Source organism: Nitrosopumilus piranensis (assembly GCF_000875775.1).
Lineage (GTDB): Archaea > Thermoproteota > Nitrososphaeria > Nitrososphaerales > Nitrosopumilaceae > Nitrosopumilus > Nitrosopumilus piranensis.
In genome coordinates this window covers 1,049,889-1,070,308 of the sequence record NZ_CP010868.1, presented here as the reverse complement: position 1 = coordinate 1,070,308, position 20,420 = coordinate 1,049,889, and the positions used below count along the sequence as shown (strand labels likewise).

Annotated in this window: 34 protein-coding genes; 22 read left to right on the top strand and 12 right to left on the bottom strand. The window is 31.5% G+C overall.

What is annotated here, in order from left to right; translation table 11 throughout:
• Window positions 1-70 precede the first annotated feature (70 nt).
• Complete coding sequence (gene ilvD, locus NPIRD3C_RS06335) at window positions 71-1,744, top strand: dihydroxy-acid dehydratase (protein ID WP_148703346.1); 1,674 nt, start codon at window positions 71-73, stop codon at window positions 1,742-1,744.
• Between the two features lie 472 nt (window positions 1,745-2,216).
• Here the strand turns inward: ilvD and NPIRD3C_RS06330 are convergent, their stop codons facing one another.
• Window positions 2,217-2,516, bottom strand: a complete 300-nt coding sequence (locus NPIRD3C_RS06330; protein ID WP_148703345.1) for a hypothetical protein — start codon at window positions 2,514-2,516, stop codon at window positions 2,217-2,219.
• A gap of 362 nt (window positions 2,517-2,878) precedes the next feature.
• Here NPIRD3C_RS06330 and NPIRD3C_RS06325 point away from each other — a divergent pair, with 362 nt between their 5' ends.
• The 3 genes from NPIRD3C_RS06325 to NPIRD3C_RS06315 all read left to right on the top strand — a co-directional run bounded on the left by NPIRD3C_RS06325 (window position 2,879) and on the right by NPIRD3C_RS06315 (window position 4,328).
• Window positions 2,879-3,223 (top strand): helix-turn-helix domain-containing protein, encoded by a 345-nt coding sequence (locus tag NPIRD3C_RS06325; RefSeq protein WP_182126964.1) that lies wholly within the window; start codon window positions 2,879-2,881, stop codon window positions 3,221-3,223.
• A gap of 407 nt (window positions 3,224-3,630) precedes the next feature.
• Entirely contained in the window at window positions 3,631-3,879 is a 249-nt protein-coding gene (locus NPIRD3C_RS06320) for a GYD domain-containing protein (protein WP_160272884.1), read from the top strand.
• Between the two features lie 269 nt (window positions 3,880-4,148).
• Entirely contained in the window at window positions 4,149-4,328 is a 180-nt protein-coding gene (locus NPIRD3C_RS06315) for a hypothetical protein (protein ID WP_148703343.1), read from the top strand.
• A gap of 84 nt (window positions 4,329-4,412) precedes the next feature.
• Here the strand turns inward: NPIRD3C_RS06315 and NPIRD3C_RS06310 are convergent, their stop codons facing one another.
• A complete protein-coding gene (locus NPIRD3C_RS06310) occupies window positions 4,413-6,095 on the bottom strand; it encodes a helicase C-terminal domain-containing protein (protein ID WP_237087753.1) in 1,683 nt (560 codons plus the stop codon).
• Window positions 6,096-6,191: 96 nt separating this feature from the next.
• On the opposite strand from NPIRD3C_RS06310, the gene NPIRD3C_RS06305 reads away from it, so the two are divergent.
• Together NPIRD3C_RS06305 and NPIRD3C_RS06300 are read left to right on the top strand one after the other, a co-directional pair.
• Complete coding sequence (locus NPIRD3C_RS06305) at window positions 6,192-6,509, top strand: GIY-YIG nuclease family protein (RefSeq protein WP_148703341.1); 318 nt, start codon at window positions 6,192-6,194, stop codon at window positions 6,507-6,509.
• A 560-nt stretch (window positions 6,510-7,069) separates the two neighbouring features.
• On the top strand, window positions 7,070-7,336 hold the full coding sequence (locus NPIRD3C_RS06300; RefSeq protein WP_148703340.1) for a hypothetical protein: 267 nt from the start codon (window positions 7,070-7,072) through the stop codon (window positions 7,334-7,336).
• A 71-nt stretch (window positions 7,337-7,407) separates the two neighbouring features.
• Here NPIRD3C_RS06300 and NPIRD3C_RS06295 read toward each other — a convergent pair whose 3' ends face one another.
• The 3 genes from NPIRD3C_RS06295 to NPIRD3C_RS06285 all read right to left on the bottom strand — a co-directional run bounded on the left by NPIRD3C_RS06295 (window position 7,408) and on the right by NPIRD3C_RS06285 (window position 9,114).
• Window positions 7,408-7,944, bottom strand: coding sequence for a hypothetical protein (locus tag NPIRD3C_RS06295; protein WP_148703339.1), 537 nt, complete (start codon window positions 7,942-7,944; stop codon window positions 7,408-7,410).
• A 44-nt stretch (window positions 7,945-7,988) separates the two neighbouring features.
• The gene (locus NPIRD3C_RS10880) at window positions 7,989-8,192 is read right to left on the bottom strand and encodes a hypothetical protein (RefSeq protein ID WP_237087623.1); all 204 of its coding nucleotides are present in this window, start codon (window positions 8,190-8,192) and stop codon (window positions 7,989-7,991) included.
• A 670-nt stretch (window positions 8,193-8,862) separates the two neighbouring features.
• Window positions 8,863-9,114 (bottom strand): hypothetical protein, encoded by a 252-nt coding sequence (locus tag NPIRD3C_RS06285; protein WP_148703338.1) that lies wholly within the window; start codon window positions 9,112-9,114, stop codon window positions 8,863-8,865.
• 57 nt (window positions 9,115-9,171) lie between these two features.
• On the opposite strand from NPIRD3C_RS06285, the gene NPIRD3C_RS06280 reads away from it, so the two are divergent.
• The 8 genes from NPIRD3C_RS06280 to NPIRD3C_RS06255 all read left to right on the top strand — a co-directional run bounded on the left by NPIRD3C_RS06280 (window position 9,172) and on the right by NPIRD3C_RS06255 (window position 12,788).
• The gene (locus NPIRD3C_RS06280) at window positions 9,172-9,375 is read left to right on the top strand and encodes a hypothetical protein (RefSeq protein ID WP_148703337.1); all 204 of its coding nucleotides are present in this window, start codon (window positions 9,172-9,174) and stop codon (window positions 9,373-9,375) included.
• Between the two features lie 41 nt (window positions 9,376-9,416).
• On the top strand, window positions 9,417-10,007 hold the full coding sequence (locus NPIRD3C_RS06275; RefSeq protein ID WP_148703336.1) for a hypothetical protein: 591 nt from the start codon (window positions 9,417-9,419) through the stop codon (window positions 10,005-10,007).
• Between the two features lie 38 nt (window positions 10,008-10,045).
• The gene (locus NPIRD3C_RS06270; protein ID WP_148703335.1) at window positions 10,046-10,369 is read left to right on the top strand and encodes a hypothetical protein; all 324 of its coding nucleotides are present in this window, start codon (window positions 10,046-10,048) and stop codon (window positions 10,367-10,369) included.
• 131 nt (window positions 10,370-10,500) lie between these two features.
• Window positions 10,501-10,650 (top strand): hypothetical protein, encoded by a 150-nt coding sequence (locus NPIRD3C_RS10640; RefSeq protein ID WP_192827838.1) that lies wholly within the window; start codon window positions 10,501-10,503, stop codon window positions 10,648-10,650.
• A 424-nt stretch (window positions 10,651-11,074) separates the two neighbouring features.
• Window positions 11,075-11,308: a hypothetical protein gene (locus tag NPIRD3C_RS06265; protein WP_148703334.1), complete on the top strand. Its 234-nt coding sequence runs from the start codon at window positions 11,075-11,077 to the stop codon at window positions 11,306-11,308.
• 67 nt (window positions 11,309-11,375) lie between these two features.
• On the top strand, window positions 11,376-11,843 hold the full coding sequence (locus tag NPIRD3C_RS06260) for a hypothetical protein (RefSeq protein WP_148703333.1): 468 nt from the start codon (window positions 11,376-11,378) through the stop codon (window positions 11,841-11,843).
• A 354-nt stretch (window positions 11,844-12,197) separates the two neighbouring features.
• The gene (locus tag NPIRD3C_RS10635; RefSeq protein ID WP_182126961.1) at window positions 12,198-12,353 is read left to right on the top strand and encodes a hypothetical protein; all 156 of its coding nucleotides are present in this window, start codon (window positions 12,198-12,200) and stop codon (window positions 12,351-12,353) included.
• A 42-nt stretch (window positions 12,354-12,395) separates the two neighbouring features.
• Entirely contained in the window at window positions 12,396-12,788 is a 393-nt protein-coding gene (locus NPIRD3C_RS06255; RefSeq protein ID WP_237087622.1) for a hypothetical protein, read from the top strand.
• Window positions 12,789-12,919: 131 nt separating this feature from the next.
• On the opposite strand, the gene NPIRD3C_RS06250 is transcribed toward NPIRD3C_RS06255, so the two are convergent.
• The gene (locus NPIRD3C_RS06250; RefSeq protein ID WP_148703332.1) at window positions 12,920-13,156 is read right to left on the bottom strand and encodes a hypothetical protein; all 237 of its coding nucleotides are present in this window, start codon (window positions 13,154-13,156) and stop codon (window positions 12,920-12,922) included.
• Between the two features lie 69 nt (window positions 13,157-13,225).
• Between NPIRD3C_RS06250 and NPIRD3C_RS06245 the strand changes: the two genes are divergently transcribed.
• Window positions 13,226-13,576, top strand: coding sequence for a hypothetical protein (locus NPIRD3C_RS06245; RefSeq protein ID WP_148703331.1), 351 nt, complete (start codon window positions 13,226-13,228; stop codon window positions 13,574-13,576).
• A 4-nt stretch (window positions 13,577-13,580) separates the two neighbouring features.
• Here NPIRD3C_RS06245 and NPIRD3C_RS06240 read toward each other — a convergent pair whose 3' ends face one another.
• The gene (locus NPIRD3C_RS06240) at window positions 13,581-13,877 is read right to left on the bottom strand and encodes a rhodanese-like domain-containing protein (RefSeq protein ID WP_148703330.1); all 297 of its coding nucleotides are present in this window, start codon (window positions 13,875-13,877) and stop codon (window positions 13,581-13,583) included.
• A gap of 109 nt (window positions 13,878-13,986) precedes the next feature.
• On the opposite strand from NPIRD3C_RS06240, the gene NPIRD3C_RS06235 reads away from it, so the two are divergent.
• Entirely contained in the window at window positions 13,987-14,217 is a 231-nt protein-coding gene (locus NPIRD3C_RS06235; RefSeq protein ID WP_148703329.1) for a hypothetical protein, read from the top strand.
• 22 nt (window positions 14,218-14,239) lie between these two features.
• Window positions 14,240-14,764 carry an SHOCT domain-containing protein gene (locus NPIRD3C_RS06230; RefSeq protein ID WP_148703328.1) on the top strand — a complete coding sequence of 175 codons (525 nt, stop codon included), beginning with the start codon at window positions 14,240-14,242 and terminating at the stop codon, window positions 14,762-14,764.
• An 89-nt stretch (window positions 14,765-14,853) separates the two neighbouring features.
• Here NPIRD3C_RS06230 and NPIRD3C_RS06225 read toward each other — a convergent pair whose 3' ends face one another.
• Together NPIRD3C_RS06225 and NPIRD3C_RS06220 are read right to left on the bottom strand one after the other, a co-directional pair.
• Entirely contained in the window at window positions 14,854-15,261 is a 408-nt protein-coding gene (locus NPIRD3C_RS06225; protein ID WP_148703327.1) for a hypothetical protein, read from the bottom strand.
• 56 nt (window positions 15,262-15,317) lie between these two features.
• Complete coding sequence (locus NPIRD3C_RS06220) at window positions 15,318-16,166, bottom strand: CBS domain-containing protein (protein ID WP_148703326.1); 849 nt, start codon at window positions 16,164-16,166, stop codon at window positions 15,318-15,320.
• Window positions 16,167-16,280: 114 nt separating this feature from the next.
• Here NPIRD3C_RS06220 and NPIRD3C_RS06215 point away from each other — a divergent pair, with 114 nt between their 5' ends.
• Complete coding sequence (locus NPIRD3C_RS06215) at window positions 16,281-16,580, top strand: hypothetical protein (RefSeq protein ID WP_148703325.1); 300 nt, start codon at window positions 16,281-16,283, stop codon at window positions 16,578-16,580.
• A gap of 306 nt (window positions 16,581-16,886) precedes the next feature.
• On the top strand, window positions 16,887-17,081 hold the full coding sequence (locus NPIRD3C_RS06210; protein ID WP_148703324.1) for a hypothetical protein: 195 nt from the start codon (window positions 16,887-16,889) through the stop codon (window positions 17,079-17,081).
• A 74-nt stretch (window positions 17,082-17,155) separates the two neighbouring features.
• Here NPIRD3C_RS06210 and NPIRD3C_RS06205 read toward each other — a convergent pair whose 3' ends face one another.
• Complete coding sequence (locus tag NPIRD3C_RS06205) at window positions 17,156-17,827, bottom strand: PD-(D/E)XK nuclease family protein (protein ID WP_148703323.1); 672 nt, start codon at window positions 17,825-17,827, stop codon at window positions 17,156-17,158.
• A gap of 35 nt (window positions 17,828-17,862) precedes the next feature.
• Entirely contained in the window at window positions 17,863-18,264 is a 402-nt protein-coding gene (locus NPIRD3C_RS06200; protein WP_148703322.1) for a hypothetical protein, read from the bottom strand.
• A 53-nt stretch (window positions 18,265-18,317) separates the two neighbouring features.
• Between NPIRD3C_RS06200 and NPIRD3C_RS06195 the strand changes: the two genes are divergently transcribed.
• From NPIRD3C_RS06195 to NPIRD3C_RS06185, 3 genes are all read left to right on the top strand, one after another.
• Window positions 18,318-18,515, top strand: coding sequence for a hypothetical protein (locus tag NPIRD3C_RS06195; RefSeq protein ID WP_148703321.1), 198 nt, complete (start codon window positions 18,318-18,320; stop codon window positions 18,513-18,515).
• A gap of 218 nt (window positions 18,516-18,733) precedes the next feature.
• Window positions 18,734-18,943 carry a hypothetical protein gene (locus tag NPIRD3C_RS06190; RefSeq protein WP_148703320.1) on the top strand — a complete coding sequence of 70 codons (210 nt, stop codon included), beginning with the start codon at window positions 18,734-18,736 and terminating at the stop codon, window positions 18,941-18,943.
• 64 nt (window positions 18,944-19,007) lie between these two features.
• A complete protein-coding gene (locus NPIRD3C_RS06185; protein ID WP_148703319.1) occupies window positions 19,008-19,340 on the top strand; it encodes a hypothetical protein in 333 nt (110 codons plus the stop codon).
• A gap of 145 nt (window positions 19,341-19,485) precedes the next feature.
• Here the strand turns inward: NPIRD3C_RS06185 and NPIRD3C_RS10875 are convergent, their stop codons facing one another.
• Window positions 19,486-20,400, bottom strand: coding sequence for a hypothetical protein (locus NPIRD3C_RS10875; RefSeq protein ID WP_237087621.1), 915 nt, complete (start codon window positions 20,398-20,400; stop codon window positions 19,486-19,488).
• Window positions 20,401-20,420: the final 20 nt, after the last annotated feature.

The following is a 20,420-nucleotide window of genomic DNA, read 5'->3' as shown; positions in this document are numbered from 1 at the left end:
AACTCAATGAAAATTTTTGAATTGACTAAATCAACAAAGTCTAAATTATAGCAATCAAGAATTCAATATTATGGAAATTTCTAGCAGAAACGTTGTAGAAGGAACTTCCCGTGCACCACAAAGAGCAATGTACAAAGCTATGGGATTAGATGACAATGATTTATCAAAGCAGTTCATTGGAGTATGCCATACAGGAAACGAAGCAACACCATGTAACATTCATCTTCCCAGATTAGCATTAAAAGCTAAAGAAGGTGTCTCAGATACAGGTGCAACACCTAGAGAATTTTCAACAATTGCTGTAAGTGATGGAATTGCTATGGGACATGAAGGAATGAAATCTTCTTTGGTTTCTCGTGAAATAATTGCAGATTCTATTGAATTAATGGTAAGAGCCCATCAATATGATGCACTGGTAGGAATTGCAGGTTGCGATAAGAGTCTTCCAGGCACAATGATGGCAATGGCAAGACTAAACATCCCATCAGTATTTGTTTATGGAGGAACCATCATGCCAGGAATGCTAGATGGAAAAGAACTAACAGTTGTAGATGTCTATGAGGCAGTTGGCGCATATGATGCAGGTCAATTATCATTAGAAGGACTCAAAAATATTGAAAATACTGCATGTCCAAATGAAGGATCTTGTGGAGGTATGTTTACTGCAAATACAATGGCATCAATATCAGAAGCTATTGGTCTTGCATTACCAGGTAGTGCCAGTCCTCCAGCAGAAGATGATAGAAGAGAAAAGATGGTATATGATACAGGAGTGGCATGTGCAAAATTATTACAGATGAATATTAGACCTAAAGAGATTCTTACTTTTGAGGCATTTGAGAATGCAATTACCATGTTAAATTCAGTTGGGGGTTCAACTAACGGAATTTTACATTTACTTGCACTTGCAAATGAAGTAGGTATCAAATTAACATATGATGATTTTGAAAGAGTGAGAAAAAAGACACCACATCTAGCAGACATGAAGCCTGGTGGAAACTATGTAATGAATTCACTTGATAAAATTGGTGGAATCCCATTTGTACTAAAGAAGTTACTTGACAAAGGACTATTACATGAAAATTGTATTACAGTTACTGGAAAAACTATCAAAGAGAATTTAACTTCAATGAGTATGCCTGAAGCAGATCAGCAAATAGTAAGGTCAATAGAGAACCCAATACATACAGTAGGTACTGCAGTTATACTCAAAGGCTCACTTGCACCAGAAGGAGCAGTGATAAAAACTGCAGGTGTAGAGATGACAAAATTTACAGGAAAAGCACGGGTTTTTGATAGAGAGGAATTTGCATTTGAAGCCGTAAAAAAAGGAGAAATTGACGAAGGTCATGTTGTCGTAATCAGATATGAAGGACCAAAAGGAGGTCCAGGTATGAGAGAGATGCTAGCTACAACTGCAGCACTAGTAGGTCAAGGATTAGGAAAAAAAGTTGCAATGGTAACTGATGGGCGATTTTCAGGAGGAACAAGAGGATTCATGGTAGGCCACGTAGCACCTGAGGCATATGTGGGAGGACCAATAGCACTAGTAAAAGATGATGATGAAATCACAATAGATGTTGAGACTAATCTAATTGAACTTCACGTATCATCTGAAGAATTGGAAGATAGAAGAAAACAGTGGAATCCTCCAAAACCAAATTACACAACAGGAGCTTTGGCAAAATTTGCAACTCTAGTTGGTTCAGCAGCAGAAGGCGCAATCACCAAAGCTAATCCATAGAAAGTCTTTTCAAATCAAATTTTTCTTGTTCCCTAGTTAATGAAATAATATTTGTCCTTGTCAATTAGATATAACCGAATTTTTGGCAAAATGTGTTTGTTTTTTAATATTTACCAAAAACTTTGAGGCACTCATATGGCAACAAAATGATATCAATCAATTAAGGATTTGAGAGTGTCAGGATAGATGATCAATTTGTCCACAATCTTTATAGATCAGCGATCAAAAATTAGTTCAGAGATAACAGAAAAGAAAATGAAATTATCATATTGTTAATTACTGTTATCTACTACAGGTTACCAAATAGTAATTGTTTTATCCGTATTTTCATGCCTACTTTTTTAAAAATAGATGATTCTTGAGCAAAAAAAATACTGATGTAATTTACAGATTACAAATCATGATTCAATTAAGATTCAACTCAGTGGTCTATTTACCATTTTGGGCACCTAAAAAATAAAAAATCTTTCAGTCATTTTGATAAAACTGAAAGTATGGGCATTGCATCCCACTGATACATGTGATGTACCAGTACATCTCCACATACCTTAGAGTACTCATCGTAGAATTTTTTTGCCTCTTGCTCTGTTGCCTCAAACACTGCCATTCCGCTTGGCTTGCCACTAAAAGAGCCAGACCACATAGTTCCATTAGAGGATTGCCAATTATCTACTAGGGAAATAATTTGGGGGCGAATCCTATCAATATCTTGTTCAGAAGCATCATCACTGATTGAGCTTACTATAACCCATGGTTTTAGTTGATCAGACATAATGTGTTATCTGCAAATTATAAATTAAAGATAGAGATGGTTGTAATAGCATAATACAATTTGATATGTCAAAACTTTAGAATAGCATAATAAAATAATCATCTATTTTATTACAAATACTTTATATCAAAATATGTTCAAGCCATGTTTTCTTACCCTGACACTTTTTTGCAAGCAAGGTTTGAATCAAAGAAAGCATTAACGCAATTCAAGGTTCATCCACATGGAAGTTGCTATTGGCATAACTTCGAATAAACTGTGTTAATGTTTTCTTTGTTAAAATCAAGTTTCATTTTAGAATCATATTCTAGATGATGAGAGTCTCTAGTTTTTTTATATCCCATAAAAATTTAAAATCTCTTGTGGCAAAAAAACTCAGACCGTTGCTAGTAGAAAAATATGATATTTCACATAAAATTTTCAATGAATTAATAAATTTAGAATCAAGACATATTTTATTTTCAATTATAAAAAAACCAAAGAGAATACAAGAAATAGCAAAAGAGTTGAAGATTCCCCTAAGTTCAGCCTACAAAAGAGTTCAAAGTCTCAAAGACTGCTCATTGATTTTAAAAAAATCAGATTTTGCAGAAAATGGACACATAGTCACATATTATCAAAGCATGATAAAAGATGTCACAATCACCATCAAAGAGTTCGAGCCATCAATATTATTTACTAAAAATCCAAATTTGAAAAATGAGTAGACAGTCATCTCTGAAAATTTGTAGTTTATGTGGAGGAATTTTCACAATTCACTATACAAAATACAAATACAAATGTCCAAAATGCAAAGGATTGCTGATCCCATAATGGCTTGTAGAGGAATTTGTGAAAGGTATCGTTCTGAGAGTAGAAGATACAGTCAAGGGGTCAAGAGATGCACAAATTGTGATGCATATCTAGAATTTGAGGGAGTTCAGTGCCCATGCTGCAGAACACACCTACGTGCAAAAAGAAAAACCAGGGGGTGCAGAAGTTAAATAAGAATAAGCAAAAATGAAAATCCCTGTTCAAAAATAAATAATAATTTGTATAATTCTAAACTTGTAAAATATTCAATATTGTTAAATCAGATAATCGAGATTAATCATTTGAAATGATCTTCATTAGTATGATCAAATTCAAGAAAAAAACAAAAGATGTAGTGGAATCTGGAAAAGAAATTATGAAAAATCCCCCTTCAGGAATAAAGATAGTTGGAACATACTGGACTCTTGGAAAATTTGATGCCGTATGGATCTACGAAGCACCATCTGAAAAAGATGCAATGAAGCTTAGCGTTATGGCAAGTGAAGTAATGCGTTTTCAGACAATGACTGCAGTTTCACGAGATGATGTAATGAAACTGTTAGATTATTAATCATGAAAGTATAATTTTTCATAATTAACAATCACAAATGTATCCTGTTCCAAGTTTTGGATTACAGATTTTGCAATCTAGCAAACACTTGTTTTCAGGACAATAATTGCAAAATTGTTTCTTTTTAGTCACTAGTTTCTCTCCTTCTCTAAATTAGAAAAGAGTTGTTACAAATTTTGCCCACGTGGATTGAACAACTATTTTTAGGATAAAATTGGACGTATCAGATAGGAAAATGCTTATCTGAATTGAATTCATGAAATTCTGTTATGGGTTTGTTGGGCAGATTCAGTCGTACATTTGACAAGTATGGATATGATCTAGATGGGTATGACAAAGATGGGTATGATAGTAGCGGGTACGATGTGCTAGGATATGATCACCCAGATTACGATAAAGAAGGATACAACAAATTCAATAGAAAGAAAAACGAAATATACAATGATTAAAACAAATTTTTTGTTTGAATATATTCAACAAAAATGTAGATCCTCACATCTAGTCTATTTACTGAATCTATAGAGATTCACCTACTACAGGTTTTCTATTCCTAAAACATCATAGTAAGATTTTGGAATCATTTGTTGTGCCTTAAAAAAGACGTTATTTACTGCAGCATCAAGCACATATGTTCTTGCCCAGTCATCCTCACTTCGAATAGAACGCCCAAATCCCTGTAGTAGTTTGGTAAGGGTTTGAGAAGTATACCAAAGAGGGAATTTATCCATCTTGGCTTTTGTACGCTTTTCTTTATAATTTGGATATGGAACCTTTGCAATTATTTGAAAACGAGAAAGGTCATCTTTGAGATCAACACCCTCCCACAATGAAGAGGATAACAAGACCCCTGTAGGATCAGAGGCATGCTCAGATATCACTTCATCTTGGGTTTTCCCATCTTTATTCTTACTATGACAAATCCTTATTCTTCTAGTGTTTTTTGGAGACAGATATCTTAAGATTTTGTGACATCTTGGAATAGAAGACGTAAGAATCAATCCACGTTCATCAGAGTGTTCATCTAAAATCCTATCAATTGTTTTGATTACTTCTAATTCATCTTCTTCTGTGGAACCATAGCTTAGTCGTCGAATATTTAGCAAGTCAATTTTTCTATGTTCAATAGGAAACGGAGATTTAGGAGCATCAACAAATGCAACATCATCTTTGTTCAACCCCATATTTTCACAAAAACTGTTTTTATCAATTGTTGCAGACATGAAAAGCTGATATTCTGTTTCAAAAAAAGTATTTGCAAACTTTGAAACATCAATTGGTTTTACAGATATTGTTCTAAAATTTCCATTTAAATCCCTAACAGGATCATTTACAACAAAATTATCTTTATCAGATGCAATATCAATTTTGGCCTGTGCGGCTCTATCATAACGTCGTTCCAATCTTGAAATTAATTCATAGTCAGGTTCCTTTTCAAATGATGGACTTTCTTTGATGTCTTTAATTTTTTTAGCATAAGAGTATGCAATATCATCAGTTAAATTTATCATAGAATCTAAATCTGTAAAATCATATCTGTCAACATTAAGATTACATTCATCTACTTGGCCACTAAAAATATCGAATCCTACAAACTGAATAATTTGATCTTCAATTTTATGGGCCTCATCAAAAACTGACACTTTACGATCTAGATAATCTTCAAATAATTTCTTGTTGAATTTCATAATTTGAAAAAATGCATGGTAATTCCAAAGTGAATGCTTTGAAACCAGAGCATCGTATTTTTGAAGATAGTAATGGCAAGAATCAGAATCCTGGGTATTTTCCTCAACTTGTTTTATTGTAGGCTTGAATTTACAAACCTCAACTACTTCTTTGCCATTTTTGCTAGTCCTTTCCTGACACTCTCCTTTCTCACATGTCAGGCCCCACCTCATTGCCCTTCTAGAATTATCGACTTTTTCAGCAGACATTAATTTTAGACAAGGAAAATTTGATTTGCCCTTTACAGGTTTGAGAAAAGGAATGTCTTTGATGTATTGATCTTGAAGATGTTTTGATGCAGTTACAGTAAAAGAACTATCAAAATGTTTGGAGATTGTTGCACCCACAAGAGACTTGCCAACCCCTGTAGGAGCACACAAAATAATTTTTTTATGTCCAGAATTGAACTGCTCTTCAATATCAGAAAGTATTTCCTTTTGAATATTTCTAGGAACAAATTGTTGAGGAAATTTTTCTAAAAGAGACAGGATTAATCTGGATTCTCCTTTATATTAAAAGCATGAAGGTTCTTGTAATATCTGAATTATAGTAATCTAGTTTAATATCTAGTAAATACATCATAGATCATGGAATTATTAGATGATAAGATGAGAGTATGGCTAGAGAGCGCAAAATTTGTAAAACCAAATCCAGGCGTATATGTTCTATACAACAGAAACAAAGACCCAATCTACATCGGAGAAAGTAATAATCTGGAAAAAACATTCACAAAATATGTTGACACAGATTTTGAAGGAAATGAATGCAAACAAAAAACTCAATTTTATCAAAGAGTATTCTCAGATAATTCAAAAGAACTTCAATTACAATTGATTGATCAATTTAGAAGTGAGACAAATGAATTGCCCACATGTAATTCAGAGATAAAGATAGAGACACATTAAAAAATCCAAATCCCAATCAAAAACTATTGAATAAAGGGCATATGGACATCATACTATTTGAGACAAAGATTTGTTCATTTGACCTGACAAAATAATGATTTCTCAGAATTCATCAAGCTTAGACCATATTTAAAAAATTATTTACAAATAGATATGTCCTAATATGGACAGCACACCCATTTTTAATCTACATTCAAAGACGTTAGTCTGCAAGATTTGAGTCCAATTGAAAAAACAAGATTGTAAGAAAAATCCAGAATTTCATTTTACTGCATACTGAAATACGAATGAATTAGCCTTACATTGGAGAAAACAATTAATCTAAGAATGTAGTAATTTAGAAATGCATCAATGCTATTACTGTGAACAGATTTTTGATTCAAAAGAGGCACTTTATGACCATGTAGAAGTGCATTCAGATACGGAAAGAAATAAGGAAATAATGGATAGAAAAAAGAAATCAGAAAAAAAGTAATTTTAGCCTCAATTAAAAAAAATAGAGTAAAGGTAAGAATTAATCACATTTAGGTGGTGATATAACAACTTGGTTTTAAAAAAATATGGATTGGGTTGAGGCATTATTAAGAAAATCATGCGAAAGAACATTGACCAAAGAAGAGGTTCTTCACAGTTTATTTCACATGATTGAAGTTAATGAAAATACTTTGAATCAAATTCAATCAGACAAAAGGGATTTTGGGCCAGAGTTAGAGGAGTTAAAACAAACAGAGATTCGAGACTTAGATTTTCATTTAAAATATTACCGCAGTCTGGTAAATTACATAAACTCAATTCAAGAAAACAAGATTTTTGAAAAGTCACACTAAGATTAGTCAAAACCAGTACGGATAACTAATGTTAACGGAAAATTTCTAATAATTCTAAATCAGAAGCATAATCAGAGTCTTAACGGTTCAAATTTTAAATTATATTCAGACTGTATTTCTAAATTATTACCAAAATCAGTAACTTTATCATATTTCTTAATACGTTCATCTAATATTTTTTGTATTTTTTCAACTTCTTGAGCAATTAATTTGCCAGAATCTTCTTTTGCAAATTGTTTTCTTTGTTCTTCATTTTTTCCTCTTGTTTGAAATTTCTTTCCTTCAAATTTCATCTGCAGTGCTGAAATATTTTCACGTCTAACTAATTCAGCCAAATCAAAATGCCCTTGTTCATGTTTTAGCAAACGATCATTCGCCTCAGATATTCTAACAGAAGACAATAGGGGGCAGAACTCTACAGAAAGATCAATATTTTTTATAAAAAATAGTACTTCACTACCCAGTTTTTCAGAGTCAACTATCCAAGTAAAACCATATTTTATCACACTGTGAGAATCTTCAAAAGTTGCAGGGTTATGTTCTGCTTTGAAATCAGACCATTTCAGTGAGTAGTTCTTTGACCAAGACAAAGTATTATTTTCGCTCATTTTCTTGAGGATGATTTAGATATTTTAGAATAATTAGATTGTGATTAGGAATTTTTTCCATCTCGTCCACTGAATTTTCCAATAGGTTGAGAGGTTTCAAATCCAAGCCACGAATAATTTTGAGTTTCTTGTGATCTGTGATAGTTTTGATGGTCTACTAATTGTGAATCCCCCCAGTCACCATCATGGAGGAATGGACATTTTTCATGTCTATTGTTTTTCTGGACGCCTTTACATGTGATTAACAAACATGTATCATTAAGTTTTAGAATTGAAAAATTTTTTGTTAAAAGTGGAGTGTATTTGACGGCATGATTCTAGGAGTATAGTCAGTTAAGGCAAACTTAGAACGCCATCAAACGGATGACTCAATATATCTAACGTGAATTCAGACTAAAAGAAAGTGTATGTATTTTTTAAATATGCATCAAAAAATGCTCCTAGGCTCAGATTTATGAGCACAAAGTGGATAATTTTTTCAACCCATTTTGATCAATATGCAAGACATGTTTTATTTTAAGAATTTTTGGGAATACAAACCATTACAAATATTGGAAGCAAGGTTGTTTGCCTGTTTGATATCTGGCTGTAACTCCCAAAGAGTCGATGCATAAAAGATATCAAACTTGCTTGCTTTCCAAATCCAAACTATTAATTTTAGATAATTTCTAGCATAAATCATGAATAACAGGTTTTATGTATGCATGGGAATTTCAATAGTTGCACTAGCTGTAGGTTTCATAATTTTGTTTAGTTAAATTTGATTAATTTTTTTAATTGCCTAAATCAATTTTTGCATTGTTTTTTTATTTTATTAATATTTTAATAGTTAAGGTATTGCCATAGGTGTAGCTGGATTGTTGATAATAGCATTAACGCAACACGACATTGATTATCAACTTTTATCTGTGGCCTAAGTCAATTAGGATGAGAGTTTAAGGTATAATCAAATTTTTCTTTTTCAGAAAATAGATTAAAATTATTTTTTTCTAAATCTAAAACATCACAAAATGCAGGACAAATATTATCAATTGAAAACAGTTCTTGACATTTTGGACATTGTATTACAGAATGAATTCCCCAATCACATTCAATTTCATCAATTATTTCAAAATTAACTGATTCGTTACAAACACATTTGATTGTATTATGAAATTTTTGTGGATTCATGTAATAATGCATTCAAAATTAAATATAATTTATTACCAGTCATAAAGTTGCAATAGTATGACTGAATGCCCAACATGCAAACTTTCAATGGAATCACATTCAACATCAGAATTGATGGAATGTTGTATGAAACAAGTCGGAGATGAATATACAGAAGGGCAAGAGGGGATCTGCCCTAATTGCAAACACGAAATAACAAAGCACAAAGATAAAGAGCTTGCAGAATGCACTATAGAGTATCTAAAGTCAGGAATCAAATAATCTAGGTAAGATTAAACTACAGAAAAAGTGGAAAACATCTATTGAATCAGACAACTAGAGCATTAATTGCAAAATTTTCTCCAATGTGGACTAACAAGCAGGTGTGGGAATTTGATCAGTTAAATGAAGATTTAAGATTTGATGCTATTTATGTCAAGCCTCTAAACTATGATGAAAAATTATGGAAATCAAAATCAGCCCATCTTGATGTGGAGATAAGAGATATGGTAGTTAGAACATTTGATCATATGATTGACGGAGAAGAATTATGGATTTCAAACAAGAATCAGAGAAATATTGATGAGAAATACGTACCTTATCTAATGGCCGTAATGGCAGATGTAATGATTGAGGAAGAAATATGTTTGAATTTTAAAATTGATAATGGTTGCTTTGTAGTATCAATTGACTCAGATGCAGATGTAATTGATTGCAAAGAATTCTTTGAAGAATTTTACCACCTCGCAACAGGCTTCAATTACGATACAGACACGGGTATTCCCCAGGATGAAACAGAAGCTGAAATGTACCTTACAAGACTTCAAGAAGAATTTGATGAGAATATGAAAGGAATCTTAGGAGACAAATATCTGCCAGGAAATAATGATCCAGATACAATTAATGCAAAATGATGTATAGCTAAAATACTAGATTATTTTTTAATCAAATATTGTCTCAAAAAAAGCCATTTAGAAAATTTACGAAAAAAAGACCTTCACTAACTACTGAGCAAAAGGTTGAAAAATTTATTTTGAGAAATTCAGAAAATGGATTTTTTACCAAAGTCACAACAATACCCTACAAATTTGAAATATCGGAGAGTAAAGCATGGGATGTTATTGGCGAATTACTATCAAATGGAACAATTGAGTCAGTTCATGATGAATTTTCAGGAGAAATGAAATTGTGCAAAGTAGGTCAAACGTACTCCATAATGAATTCAGAACAAAAAAGAAAAAGACAAAAAGCAAATAATTTCAAAAATAAAAAATAAAAATTTGCATAAAATTAAACAAATACTTATTTTCAGCAAACCATTCTAAAAACTCATGGATGATGAAAATTTACCTGCACAGTGTCATCCCACAATAAAACCAAAAAAGAAAAAACAAGAGATAGTCAAAAATGATACAGTGTAAATTATGTGGTACACCCTTAGGGAAAGAGCCGACAACAGAGGAATTAGAAAAGCATTGGAAAAAACATCATGGTTGGCATTGGGAATCCAATAAAGACAAATCCCCACAAGAGGCATTATTGAAAAAAAGAGACTAGTAACGTCTTGGAATAGTGGTCGTTTATAGCATGCCTAGACCACTAATCGAAGGCGTCAATACAATTATGGGCTCGAGATATAAAAGAGACAGGAGGGAATTTTCAAACATTTGTTTAAAAAAAAATTCAAATTAAAACTAATTTACATAATTTTTAGCAGACAACTTATCAATTTTGAATGAGATATAACAGCATGAGAGATGACTTTGCAGAATATACCAAATGCATAACTTGCGGCGTTCCATTACTACATTGTGACTGCAATTGTCCATATTGTGGAAAAAGAGAAGCGTGTGAATGTGAGATATCCGCACTAAATGTTACGTCCTAATTTCTCTTTTTGTTTTAAAAAAATAATTTTTGAGCTAGATGCTGCGAAAAAATTCACTTTTGACTAGTAATAGAAATTTGGCAATAAAGGCACATGTCAGTAATAGAGGCATATGATATCAAGGCACGAAAAAAAGTGTCAATGAAGAACCCACAACCATACCTTATGAAAAATGGTTCATGGGCACTAAAAGGAACTAGCGCGGAGACTGGGATCAAATTATTCAAGATTGTTGGAAGAACAAAACCATCAATTAACCAGTCAAGATTTGAAGCATTCAAAAATCTGTTTACGAGCAGAAAATGTGAATGTGACAAAGATTGTTAGTTCATCATTTTTTTCTAAGAATATAGATTATTAGAAAGAATTAATGTGAGATTTTTTAAAGGATTTTATGTCATTTGAAATTGATTGGCGAAAAAATTTTTATGGCATATCATGGGCTCATGAAAAAGATAGGATAGTAGTATCAATTGTTTTTGAAGATAAAGATGAAGCACTTGAAATCTCAAAAAATATTGAAAATTGGAGTGAAAAATTTACCAGATTGACGATTATTGAAAAAGAAGAAGATGAATTTGCAATTTGTTGTTATCAAGATCCTCAAGTTTCAAAAAGCGATAAACACATTGGGCTATTTAGAACTGGGATGAGGCAAAGTAGCGGATACAATCAAGTAAAACCAATAATTGAGGAAAAAGCTCCTCTTTTACAAATTGCGTATGCAGCTGATGCAATAGACATTACCACTTATGAAGAGATTTCAAAACTCATCCCAATAAGAAAATTCAGGATCATAAACGAAAAAGAATTGAAAAAACAAGAATACTATTATGAAAAAATGTCAAATTTAGAAAATTAAAAGTGGTAAGATTCAAAAAAATTTGAATCGCCACCACATGGTCGGGTAAGAAGTTTTACTGAGATTAAATATAAAGAATCACTACTGATTTGTTCATATTTTTAATACTGATAATTCATTCATTCTTGTTAAATAGAAAATTACTCATACCAAATCATGGAAAATAACAATAACAATTCATCATGGGAAGAAGCAATTGGGCTTTCATGGCTAATATCCGAAGACTGATATGCCTGAATTTCTGTGCAGTCAAAATTACTAGGCTAAAAAACACAGTCAAAACAACTTAGAGAAAACTCTAATCATTTTTTTAAATTCTGGTAAACATAAATTTCATAATTAAGATGAAATATCATGCACTGTGACGATAAAAGAACATTATTTGTCTTAAAACAAGGAATTGAGGAGACATGGGAATCACTAAAAAAATCAGATTTTACTGATGAGTATTTAATAAAAAAACTCAACAATGAGATACAAGAGTATTTTGATTATAGAAAATCATCATAATTTTTAGAACTTTTTAAGTAACATTTTGATATATAGTATTGTATGAATTTTGAAAATCTCTTAAAGAGAATAATGGATTCAGATGTAAACATACGACATAGTATAGTCACAGATAATGAAGGAAACATACTTGCTACAAGCCACAGAGAAAGCGTGACAAACTATCTGTCACAACAAGAAACAGAAGCATCTTTGAAAAGAGCCGCACAAGCATGGAAAGGAAGAAAAGAACTCAGTTCAAAAATTGGAAAGGGGTTGTATGCAGTAGCTGCATTTGAAAAGATTACAAGAATGACATTTCCTTTAGGAGATGACAACCTAATCTTTGTCAGTATGGGTTCAGATACGGTAAGAAAAGATGTTCATGAAGGTGGTCAGAAACAAATTGTTGAGCATGTTCTAAACATACTTAGTCGTGATCCAACCAAGGCATAATCTGAATAAGGAAATTGTCAGCAATAGAACATACCAAAGAATGTCAATACCGAATGGATAATGATATACCACATACTAATTGCTATTGTAAATGCCACAAGATCATTATGGCTGATTCAAAAAATTTAGAATCAAGAACCTTTTGAGTCAGAATTAGGTTCAAAATTTTCAATAATTTCAGTAACGCGCATAAGAATTGTTTCTTTTATCTTCTCCTGGGTCATGCCAGAGGTGTGCATCAGTTTCATTTGATCAAGTAAAGCAAAATGAACTCTACCTTGTAAGTAATCAACTATGCCATAGCCTTGTTTTGGGAATTCTGTAACAAACAAATCATGTTCAAAAGAATCTCCACTAGTTTCAACCATAAAATAATTTGTTTAAAACCAGTTATAAAATTTCCAAATACTCATTAAACTCCACACAAGATTCAGCACATGACAGAGTTTATCCATAAGCCATATGACAAAATCTATGTTCGAGATATGATAAAATTGGATCTTGATGATCTAATTGGAATGATGTCATCTCTAGAGTCAGCTAATGCATATTGGGTTGATGGTGTGTTGTTTGCAAGCTTTGCAATGACAGAATCTGAAGAGCTGGCAAAAAAAGAGATGCAAAATGAAATGTATCTAGATAAAATAATTTTTGCAAAATATGAAAACTATTCAAAAACAGTCAAATCATCTACAAACCTTGAGATCGGCATTCTAAATATGAACAAAAGTAAATTATACAAAGATTTGATCGCATGGCTAAAAATTCAATCAGTCTGGAATAAATAAAAAATTAGGACTGGGTCCAGGAAGGATATCCGCCTTCCAATGTTACTGCAATGAATCCCTCTTTAATTAATTCATCAGCAGCAAGATTTCCTCGATAACCAGTACCACAATAAGTACAGATTTTCTTTCCTCGAAGATCCTCAATCTGCTTCTTTTTTGCATTTCTAATGCTCAAACCTAAAGGCATGTGAATTGAACCATCAATTTTTCCACCCTCAAGTTCATCATCTTCTCTCACATCAATAACTACAAAATCATTTTTCTGAGATTTTAGCGCAGATGCAGTTATTTTTTCAGCCATATTGATAATTTACATACGTCAAATTTGTATGTATATGATTTGATAACAAGATAGTTAACATCAAAATTAACGTTGCCAATTTTAAATATTGTTCATGCAGCATAGAATTATGACTGAAACTACAGACATTAAAGAAACAATATTTGATTTTATTAAAAACAGAGCAGAAATTAATGAAACAACTGCAATACGACATATTCATAGAAGATTTGGCATTTCAGAGGAAGAGGTAGAAAAAATTCTTGATGAGTTTGTTATTAAAAAAAAGATAAAGAAAATCTATGACGAAGAATATCAAGAAAATAGATTCACAGTAGAGACATCAAATCAATCTTTTTAAGAGAACAACTAAAAGAACAATTATGATGTTTAAATCTGAAAAATCAATCAAAGAGTACCTCAAAAAATTACCAGATGACACAATAATCAAATACTATCTGGATGTAGAATACAGTCCATTTCCAATACTAGTGATTGAAGAATATACACAGCGATTCAAGAGAAAAACAAAAGATGAGATTATCAAAGATTTAAAATATCAAGCCAGACTAGCCCGCAAAAAAACTCGAGAATTGGGGAAAATGGCAAAAAAACGAAAGCTTGTAGATGATGTAACCAAACAAAAATCAGAAGAGATCATAAATCACGCAAAAAAGAAAGGGTTTGAGATAGGTAAAATAATTTCAAGGAAAAAAGCAAATTTGGAGACACAGATTAAGAAAACAGCAAAATCAGGCACAGTTAGAAAAAGGATTTCAAAGAAACTAAAAACCTCAACTCAAAATCATCTTGATGAATTAGAAAAACTTGGGAAATTAAGGAAACAAGGATTAATCACTGCAAAAGAATTTCAAGAAACTAAAAAGAAGATATTATCAAAGATTTAGAATAAGATATCCCATATGCCATAACACCATCACAAGACTGAGACAATAATCAGTAATATCTAGCAATAGATTTTTTCACATCAAATATCTTAGCGTGGAATAAATGCAGATGTCCAATACTGGGTTATTTTTCTATTAAGATCAACAAATGCATCAGCATTATCATTGAGTTTTTTTGCATAGTTTTTTCCATACTCAATATTGCTGATAGTAATTTTATGCAATATTGAACGAAATTGGATTGTTTCATCAGCGATGTTTTCAATAATATCTTTGGTAGCATCAGGTAATTTAGAATCAAGCCCAGATGTGGTTAGGAATTCTTTTTGAAGAGAAAGATTAGAATTTACAAAATTCTTCCATACTTTATAATATTCATTTTGCAAATCAAATAGTGTTTGTTGAATATGTGGAACGTTTTGTTCAAGTTCTAAAAAATATTTTTTACTAATTTTTTCAAATAATTCAAAATCACTATGTTTGGGTTTATCACTCATAATTTTATTTCCAGTTTAGTTGATTTAAACTAGTAGATATAAAATTTGACATAAAATTATTTTAAAAATGCCAATGCCTTGACAATATCAGTCTTGCTAATTATGCCGATAATATTATTGTGACCAGACAAAACACCTGCACCGTTAATGTTTTTATCCAAAAAAATTTGTCCAGTTTTTGCCAAATCATCATCATAGATCACAGATACAATATCCTTACTCATTATTTCATCAATTTTTGTACTGCCCCCAAATCCAGAATCAGAAACAAATCCTTTTCTTGGAAAAATTACTGAGATGAGAGGATCACTGTTATCAAGAACATCATCTTGCTGTCCTAATTTTAGTACCAGATTAAACAAATCACGAAAAGTTACAATTCCAACAGGAGTTTCATTATGATCACGAATAATTACACGAGAAATTTTGTCATCAATCATTTTGAGTACAACTTTGTAAAGAGGAGTGTCTGAATATTGCCACGCATAATAAGGAGACATGTATTCACCCACAGTCTTTTGATTAGCATGTATTTTTGTAAAGAATCTCACTAGATCTGTTTTTGTTATGATTCCAGACACCTCATTATTTGTAGTCACAACCAAAGAACCAATGCCCTGTCTAAGCATAAGTTCAGCACATTCTGTCAATTCCGTTTTTTCATTAACGCTAATTATTTTTTTATAAATTTCAGATAATGGGATGTCATTGAGTTTTCTTTCAGAATTATCAGTAAGAAGAAACAATCCAAGATCTTTTTCAGACACTAAACCGGTAATTTTGTCATTTTGAGTAACAAGTAATCTACTTTTTTTCTCATCAATGATTTTTTTAAGTACATCATCAAGATTTGACTCATACTTGATGGTTCTAGGAGAATGCATGTAATCCTTAGCATATTTCATAATTTCAAAAAGTCAATGAGTAATAAAAAATGCAGTCTAATTACCAACAATGAAAATCAATTATGGGTTGAAAATGAAATGAATATACACTAGGAGATTACACAAAAAAGCCTAATGATTACATTTGAAAATAGAGTCCGTTATGAATACAAAATCAAGACTGCCAAAGTGGATACTCTTGTAAAATCAATTATGACTCATAGAGAACCAAAAAGTCAAGAAGCAATAGATGCATCAAAGTTTCTAGATGTATTAATTTCTGAAATAGACCGATTTTATGAAGAGAACAGTGATCTTTTATCTAAAAAAGGAAAACGCCCACATCCACGTTCACGCTTACCAGAAAACAAAGAGTGGAATGAGAATGTGGAAAAATATTATGAGAAAAATCCTCGTAAAAGACCTAGAAAATAAAAAACTATTTCTGAAATTCCATAATCATTCTAATTTTTGGAAATTCTAAAACTGCTTTTATGTATTAAATTCATATTATAACCTAAATGGATGATGTTCCAAATCACAGACTCCTAGAACATTCTGAAGTAGAGTTTACAGAATTGGAACAAAAGATCAAATTTGTTGAGGAATTAATTAAAGAGATTGATGAGTAAATTATCAAAAATAACTATCATCACAACATTTGATAAAATTATGGTTATCTACGATTCCACATAGATTGAGCCTAGAAATTCTCAAATATTGTTATCTAAAAAACACATCATGGGAAACCCAACTGAGATAAATTCAGTCTATTGGGATGAAAAAACAAAATCATGGCAATACAAAGTTGTTCCTGTTGAAGAATATCACGGATATACAGAATGCCAACATTGTAGAAGACCAATGTCACACAACATAAAAAGTGAAGGGGAATTCAAAGTAGTCTATGTAAAGTGCGGATGCGCAAGAGAGTAATTAACTTCCACTTGACATGTAGATTAAAACTCCAGATAAAATCACAATCAAAATTGCTGGTGGAACCCATGATTTCATGAGATCATCTCATTGTTTAGATAGTATTTTTCTATTCTTTCATTCATGGGTTCAACATAATCATCACATGTTTTAATGAATTCCTGACGAGTGTTTTTTTCACTGCTTACAAGAATTACTATTTGGTTAATTTTTTCTCCCGTAACTTCTTGAAACATTTTGGCATAACAGGTAGTTTGTAGGTAATATTCATACATGTATTCATCAACTTGGGGTTTTCTTTTTGTCTTATAATCAATAATAGATAATTTTCCATTGTATCTTGCTATTAGATCACTTGTTCCTGCAACCTTTAGCTTGTCAGAATACATTCGTTGTTCAATACATATTACATCTGAAATATTTTCTAAGAAGGGCTTTAAATTATTAAAATGAGCAATTGGAAGTAAATCAAATTCTTCTAAATTCAAATTTCTGCTCAAATAATCTTCAATAATTTTATGAGATTGAGTTCCAATGTGTTGAGACTGTGTGGTGATGTATTCATGAGCAGGTTCATTTTCCCTCCAGGCAGACAAGCCATTTTTCTTTTCGTCAGATGCAGTTGAAGATAAAATTGTACTTATCGAAGGATAGATTTTATCAAATTTTGTTTGATACCAGTGTCCATCTTCTCTATCAAGCAATGTAGGCTCTCGCATTTTTAGCATCTGGGCAAAATTGGGCATGAATAAATTTAGAATACTAGTAATTTAATGCTAAGTCATTTAATCATTTTTTGAAATTTGTCAAATTCAGATTTTGTCTTTACGAATTGATCTGTATTAATTTTCAGAGCAAATAAAAGATCCATTTTTTTATTAATTATGAAAATTTGTTCATCAAAGATTAGCGTTTCAATAAATTCCTTATTAGGATATACTGTGAATTGAAGGAATTGCTCAGCAGTTTTAATTTTTAATTGAAATCCCATAAAAAGACCTAATTCGTCATCTTTGTTTAAAAATCCCACAAGACTAGATCTAAGAGAAGGATCATTTTTGATCACATCATAATTATTTTGAGTATCAATTAGGCATGCAACCGGTTTTCCTTTAACATGTAAAATGACCGATTTGTGGGTTGGTACAAAATCTTCAGTGTTGGTCATTTTGTCTAAGGGCATATTTTTACAAAGAGTTTTAGTATTGTTAAGTATCACGATTTATCATTCAAATTATGAGCGACCTAGATGAGTCAATTGGAAAAATATTACAGGAGTTACAAAAAGATGATCCAGAGACATTTGCAAAATTAATGAAAAAAGCACAACAAGATAATCCAGAGTTGTTTGAAGATGGAGATTCAGAAAACAAGGAGATTGAAGAATATAACAAAAAAGTAGATGAATATAACAAAAAAATTGACAGTGAATAGATTTTCATAATAACCGTGGGTTTTAAACAAAAATTACCATAGGTTATCTTCTTGGGATACAGATGTCTTATTTGCAACGTGATTTTAGGAACTCCTAGAAAATTAGAGGATCATCTTCAAATCGAACACAAATGGGGTCAAAAACGGAAATTATAGGCTCAAACTTTGATTGTTTTGAAATATCTAATTTTTTATTGAATGAGTAAGAACTATTCTTGTTGAATTTTCTTTCAAAAAAAGTGGTAGACTTTCAAAAAAAGAAACTAGACTTAGCTGAAGGGACATTGAAAAAGTACATTCAAGAAATGAAAGAGTTTGAAAATACAGGTGATTCAAAAGGAATTAAAAACCATAAAAAAATGATAAAAATCTGGACACAAAATATTGAAAAAATTAAAAAAGAGATCAAAAAGATAGAATCAAGATAATGGATTTTAAAATTTATCACATATTTGATTGCTGTAGTAAATTAGCAAATGGAATCAAAAGGTTATGAAGTTTAAGAGAAATTCAAAATCATTAGAAAATACCTCAGAGTTGAGAATACTTGCAGAGTATAACAGAAGATTCAAACAAATGAAAATTACTCAGAAAAAAGCAAGCAGGCTACGTGATCAAGAGATGCACAAAGAATCAAAAAAATTTCAAGAGTTAGTAGAACTATTACTAAAAGAGATTGAAGTATATTATAGGAAATACCGAACAGTTTTGATAAGATATGGTGTTTTGCCAGAACCCCCTTTAATTATTGATGACATTACAAAACAGGAAAAAGAAATTGCAAATACATGGCAAAGCAATCATCGAAGAAAATACGGAGTATAAGAAATAATTTTAAAATAAAAATGATGTTACTTATTTACTACCAACAGATGAGTTTTGACATAGTTTTTATTTTTACATTAATTTTTTATTGGTTTATTCCAAGACTAGCAAATAAAATATTTTGTAATTAAGCTTTGAGTTATGCTTATACAATTATTGGCTGCTTGTCCAGTTCTGTCAATTGGCGTTTAATTTCTTGAGGAGTTTCTCCTCCGTACGAAATTAGAATTTTATCACCATCATTGATTTCATATTGACTAAGATCATCCACTTGACTTTCATTTACAAAGAATTTAAGGGAGTACTCATCATTTGTGCAAAAACTCCTTCCATCCTGAAATACAAAACAATGATCCGTCAAACCCAATCCCAGTGTTTTAAATAGATAACCCAATGTAACGCCTGTAGCATGCTTGTGAATGGTGGTGCCATCTCCTGCCTCAAAGTGAATCCAACTTGCTTTGATTTGGTATGCAGGTGCTGAAAAATCAAACTTGTCTCCAAAAATTTTCACCAAAATTCCAGCGTGAGAATGCTCACTACCTATCTTTCCCACACCTTCGGGGGAAGGTATTGGAGTAGATTTTGGATTCAACTGCCCTTGGTCAATCTTGCAATCAGGATCGATTTCCCTTACTCGTTCAACAAGTTGTTGAGAAGGGTCATTGGAACTGGCAATTATAAAATCTCTCAAGTCAGGATTAATCGAAAATCCTTCAATTATCATCTCTGCAAAAACTATTTTTGCAATTTCTTCATCTTTTATCATGCTTTGTGAATCAGACTGATTTGTTTGTTCACTGTATAATTCCTCAAACCTATCTTGGTACAAGTCTTCATTTGATTTTATGAAATTCTGAATGCTGGATAGATTGTCTCCTTTGTTGATAAAATTAACCAACTCACATTCGGTATTGATCTTATTTGAATAGACAACAGCAGTAACATCAGCATCACTTGAAAACTCTTTTACAACATTTACAAAAAAACCATCAGCATTTACAAAGACAAAAGCCAATATTATTACGCTTATTGTACCACTGATAATACTGACTTTCATTACGGTATTCAACTCTTAAA

Excerpts from the sequence above, each read along its gene's own strand:
- NPIRD3C_RS06255 (WP_237087622.1), top strand. The coding sequence starts at position 12,396 with ATGAATTTTGAAAATCTCTTAAAGAGAATAATGGATTCAGATGTAAAC.
- NPIRD3C_RS06320 (WP_160272884.1), top strand. The coding sequence starts at position 3,631 with ATGATCAAATTCAAGAAAAAAACAAAAGATGTAGTGGAATCTGGAAAA.
- NPIRD3C_RS10635 (WP_182126961.1), top strand. The coding sequence starts at position 12,198 with ATGCACTGTGACGATAAAAGAACATTATTTGTCTTAAAACAAGGAATT.
- NPIRD3C_RS06235 (WP_148703329.1), top strand. The coding sequence starts at position 13,987 with ATGACTGAAACTACAGACATTAAAGAAACAATATTTGATTTTATTAAA.
- NPIRD3C_RS06300 (WP_148703340.1), top strand. The coding sequence starts at position 7,070 with ATGGATTGGGTTGAGGCATTATTAAGAAAATCATGCGAAAGAACATTG.
- NPIRD3C_RS06250 (WP_148703332.1), bottom strand. The coding sequence starts at position 13,156 with ATGGTTGAAACTAGTGGAGATTCTTTTGAACATGATTTGTTTGTTACA.
- NPIRD3C_RS06220 (WP_148703326.1), bottom strand. The coding sequence starts at position 16,166 with ATGAAATATGCTAAGGATTACATGCATTCTCCTAGAACCATCAAGTAT.
- NPIRD3C_RS06315 (WP_148703343.1), top strand. The coding sequence starts at position 4,149 with ATGGGTTTGTTGGGCAGATTCAGTCGTACATTTGACAAGTATGGATAT.
- NPIRD3C_RS06240 (WP_148703330.1), bottom strand. The coding sequence starts at position 13,877 with ATGGCTGAAAAAATAACTGCATCTGCGCTAAAATCTCAGAAAAATGAT.
- NPIRD3C_RS10875 (WP_237087621.1), bottom strand. The coding sequence starts at position 20,400 with ATGAAAGTCAGTATTATCAGTGGTACAATAAGCGTAATAATATTGGCT.
- NPIRD3C_RS06305 (WP_148703341.1), top strand. The coding sequence starts at position 6,192 with ATGGAATTATTAGATGATAAGATGAGAGTATGGCTAGAGAGCGCAAAA.
- NPIRD3C_RS06200 (WP_148703322.1), bottom strand. The coding sequence starts at position 18,264 with ATGCCCTTAGACAAAATGACCAACACTGAAGATTTTGTACCAACCCAC.
- NPIRD3C_RS06210 (WP_148703324.1), top strand. The coding sequence starts at position 16,887 with ATGGGAAACCCAACTGAGATAAATTCAGTCTATTGGGATGAAAAAACA.
- NPIRD3C_RS06195 (WP_148703321.1), top strand. The coding sequence starts at position 18,318 with ATGAGCGACCTAGATGAGTCAATTGGAAAAATATTACAGGAGTTACAA.
- NPIRD3C_RS06295 (WP_148703339.1), bottom strand. The coding sequence starts at position 7,944 with ATGAGCGAAAATAATACTTTGTCTTGGTCAAAGAACTACTCACTGAAA.
- NPIRD3C_RS06245 (WP_148703331.1), top strand. The coding sequence starts at position 13,226 with ATGACAGAGTTTATCCATAAGCCATATGACAAAATCTATGTTCGAGAT.
- NPIRD3C_RS06225 (WP_148703327.1), bottom strand. The coding sequence starts at position 15,261 with ATGAGTGATAAACCCAAACATAGTGATTTTGAATTATTTGAAAAAATT.
- NPIRD3C_RS06330 (WP_148703345.1), bottom strand. The coding sequence starts at position 2,516 with ATGTCTGATCAACTAAAACCATGGGTTATAGTAAGCTCAATCAGTGAT.
- NPIRD3C_RS06260 (WP_148703333.1), top strand. The coding sequence starts at position 11,376 with ATGTCATTTGAAATTGATTGGCGAAAAAATTTTTATGGCATATCATGG.
- NPIRD3C_RS10640 (WP_192827838.1), top strand. The coding sequence starts at position 10,501 with ATGATACAGTGTAAATTATGTGGTACACCCTTAGGGAAAGAGCCGACA.
- NPIRD3C_RS06280 (WP_148703337.1), top strand. The coding sequence starts at position 9,172 with ATGACTGAATGCCCAACATGCAAACTTTCAATGGAATCACATTCAACA.
- NPIRD3C_RS06265 (WP_148703334.1), top strand. The coding sequence starts at position 11,075 with ATGTCAGTAATAGAGGCATATGATATCAAGGCACGAAAAAAAGTGTCA.
- NPIRD3C_RS06230 (WP_148703328.1), top strand. The coding sequence starts at position 14,240 with ATGATGTTTAAATCTGAAAAATCAATCAAAGAGTACCTCAAAAAATTA.
- ilvD (WP_148703346.1), top strand. The coding sequence starts at position 71 with ATGGAAATTTCTAGCAGAAACGTTGTAGAAGGAACTTCCCGTGCACCA.
- NPIRD3C_RS06285 (WP_148703338.1), bottom strand. The coding sequence starts at position 9,114 with ATGAATCCACAAAAATTTCATAATACAATCAAATGTGTTTGTAACGAA.
- NPIRD3C_RS06185 (WP_148703319.1), top strand. The coding sequence starts at position 19,008 with ATGAAGTTTAAGAGAAATTCAAAATCATTAGAAAATACCTCAGAGTTG.
- NPIRD3C_RS06205 (WP_148703323.1), bottom strand. The coding sequence starts at position 17,827 with ATGCCCAATTTTGCCCAGATGCTAAAAATGCGAGAGCCTACATTGCTT.
- NPIRD3C_RS06215 (WP_148703325.1), top strand. The coding sequence starts at position 16,281 with ATGATTACATTTGAAAATAGAGTCCGTTATGAATACAAAATCAAGACT.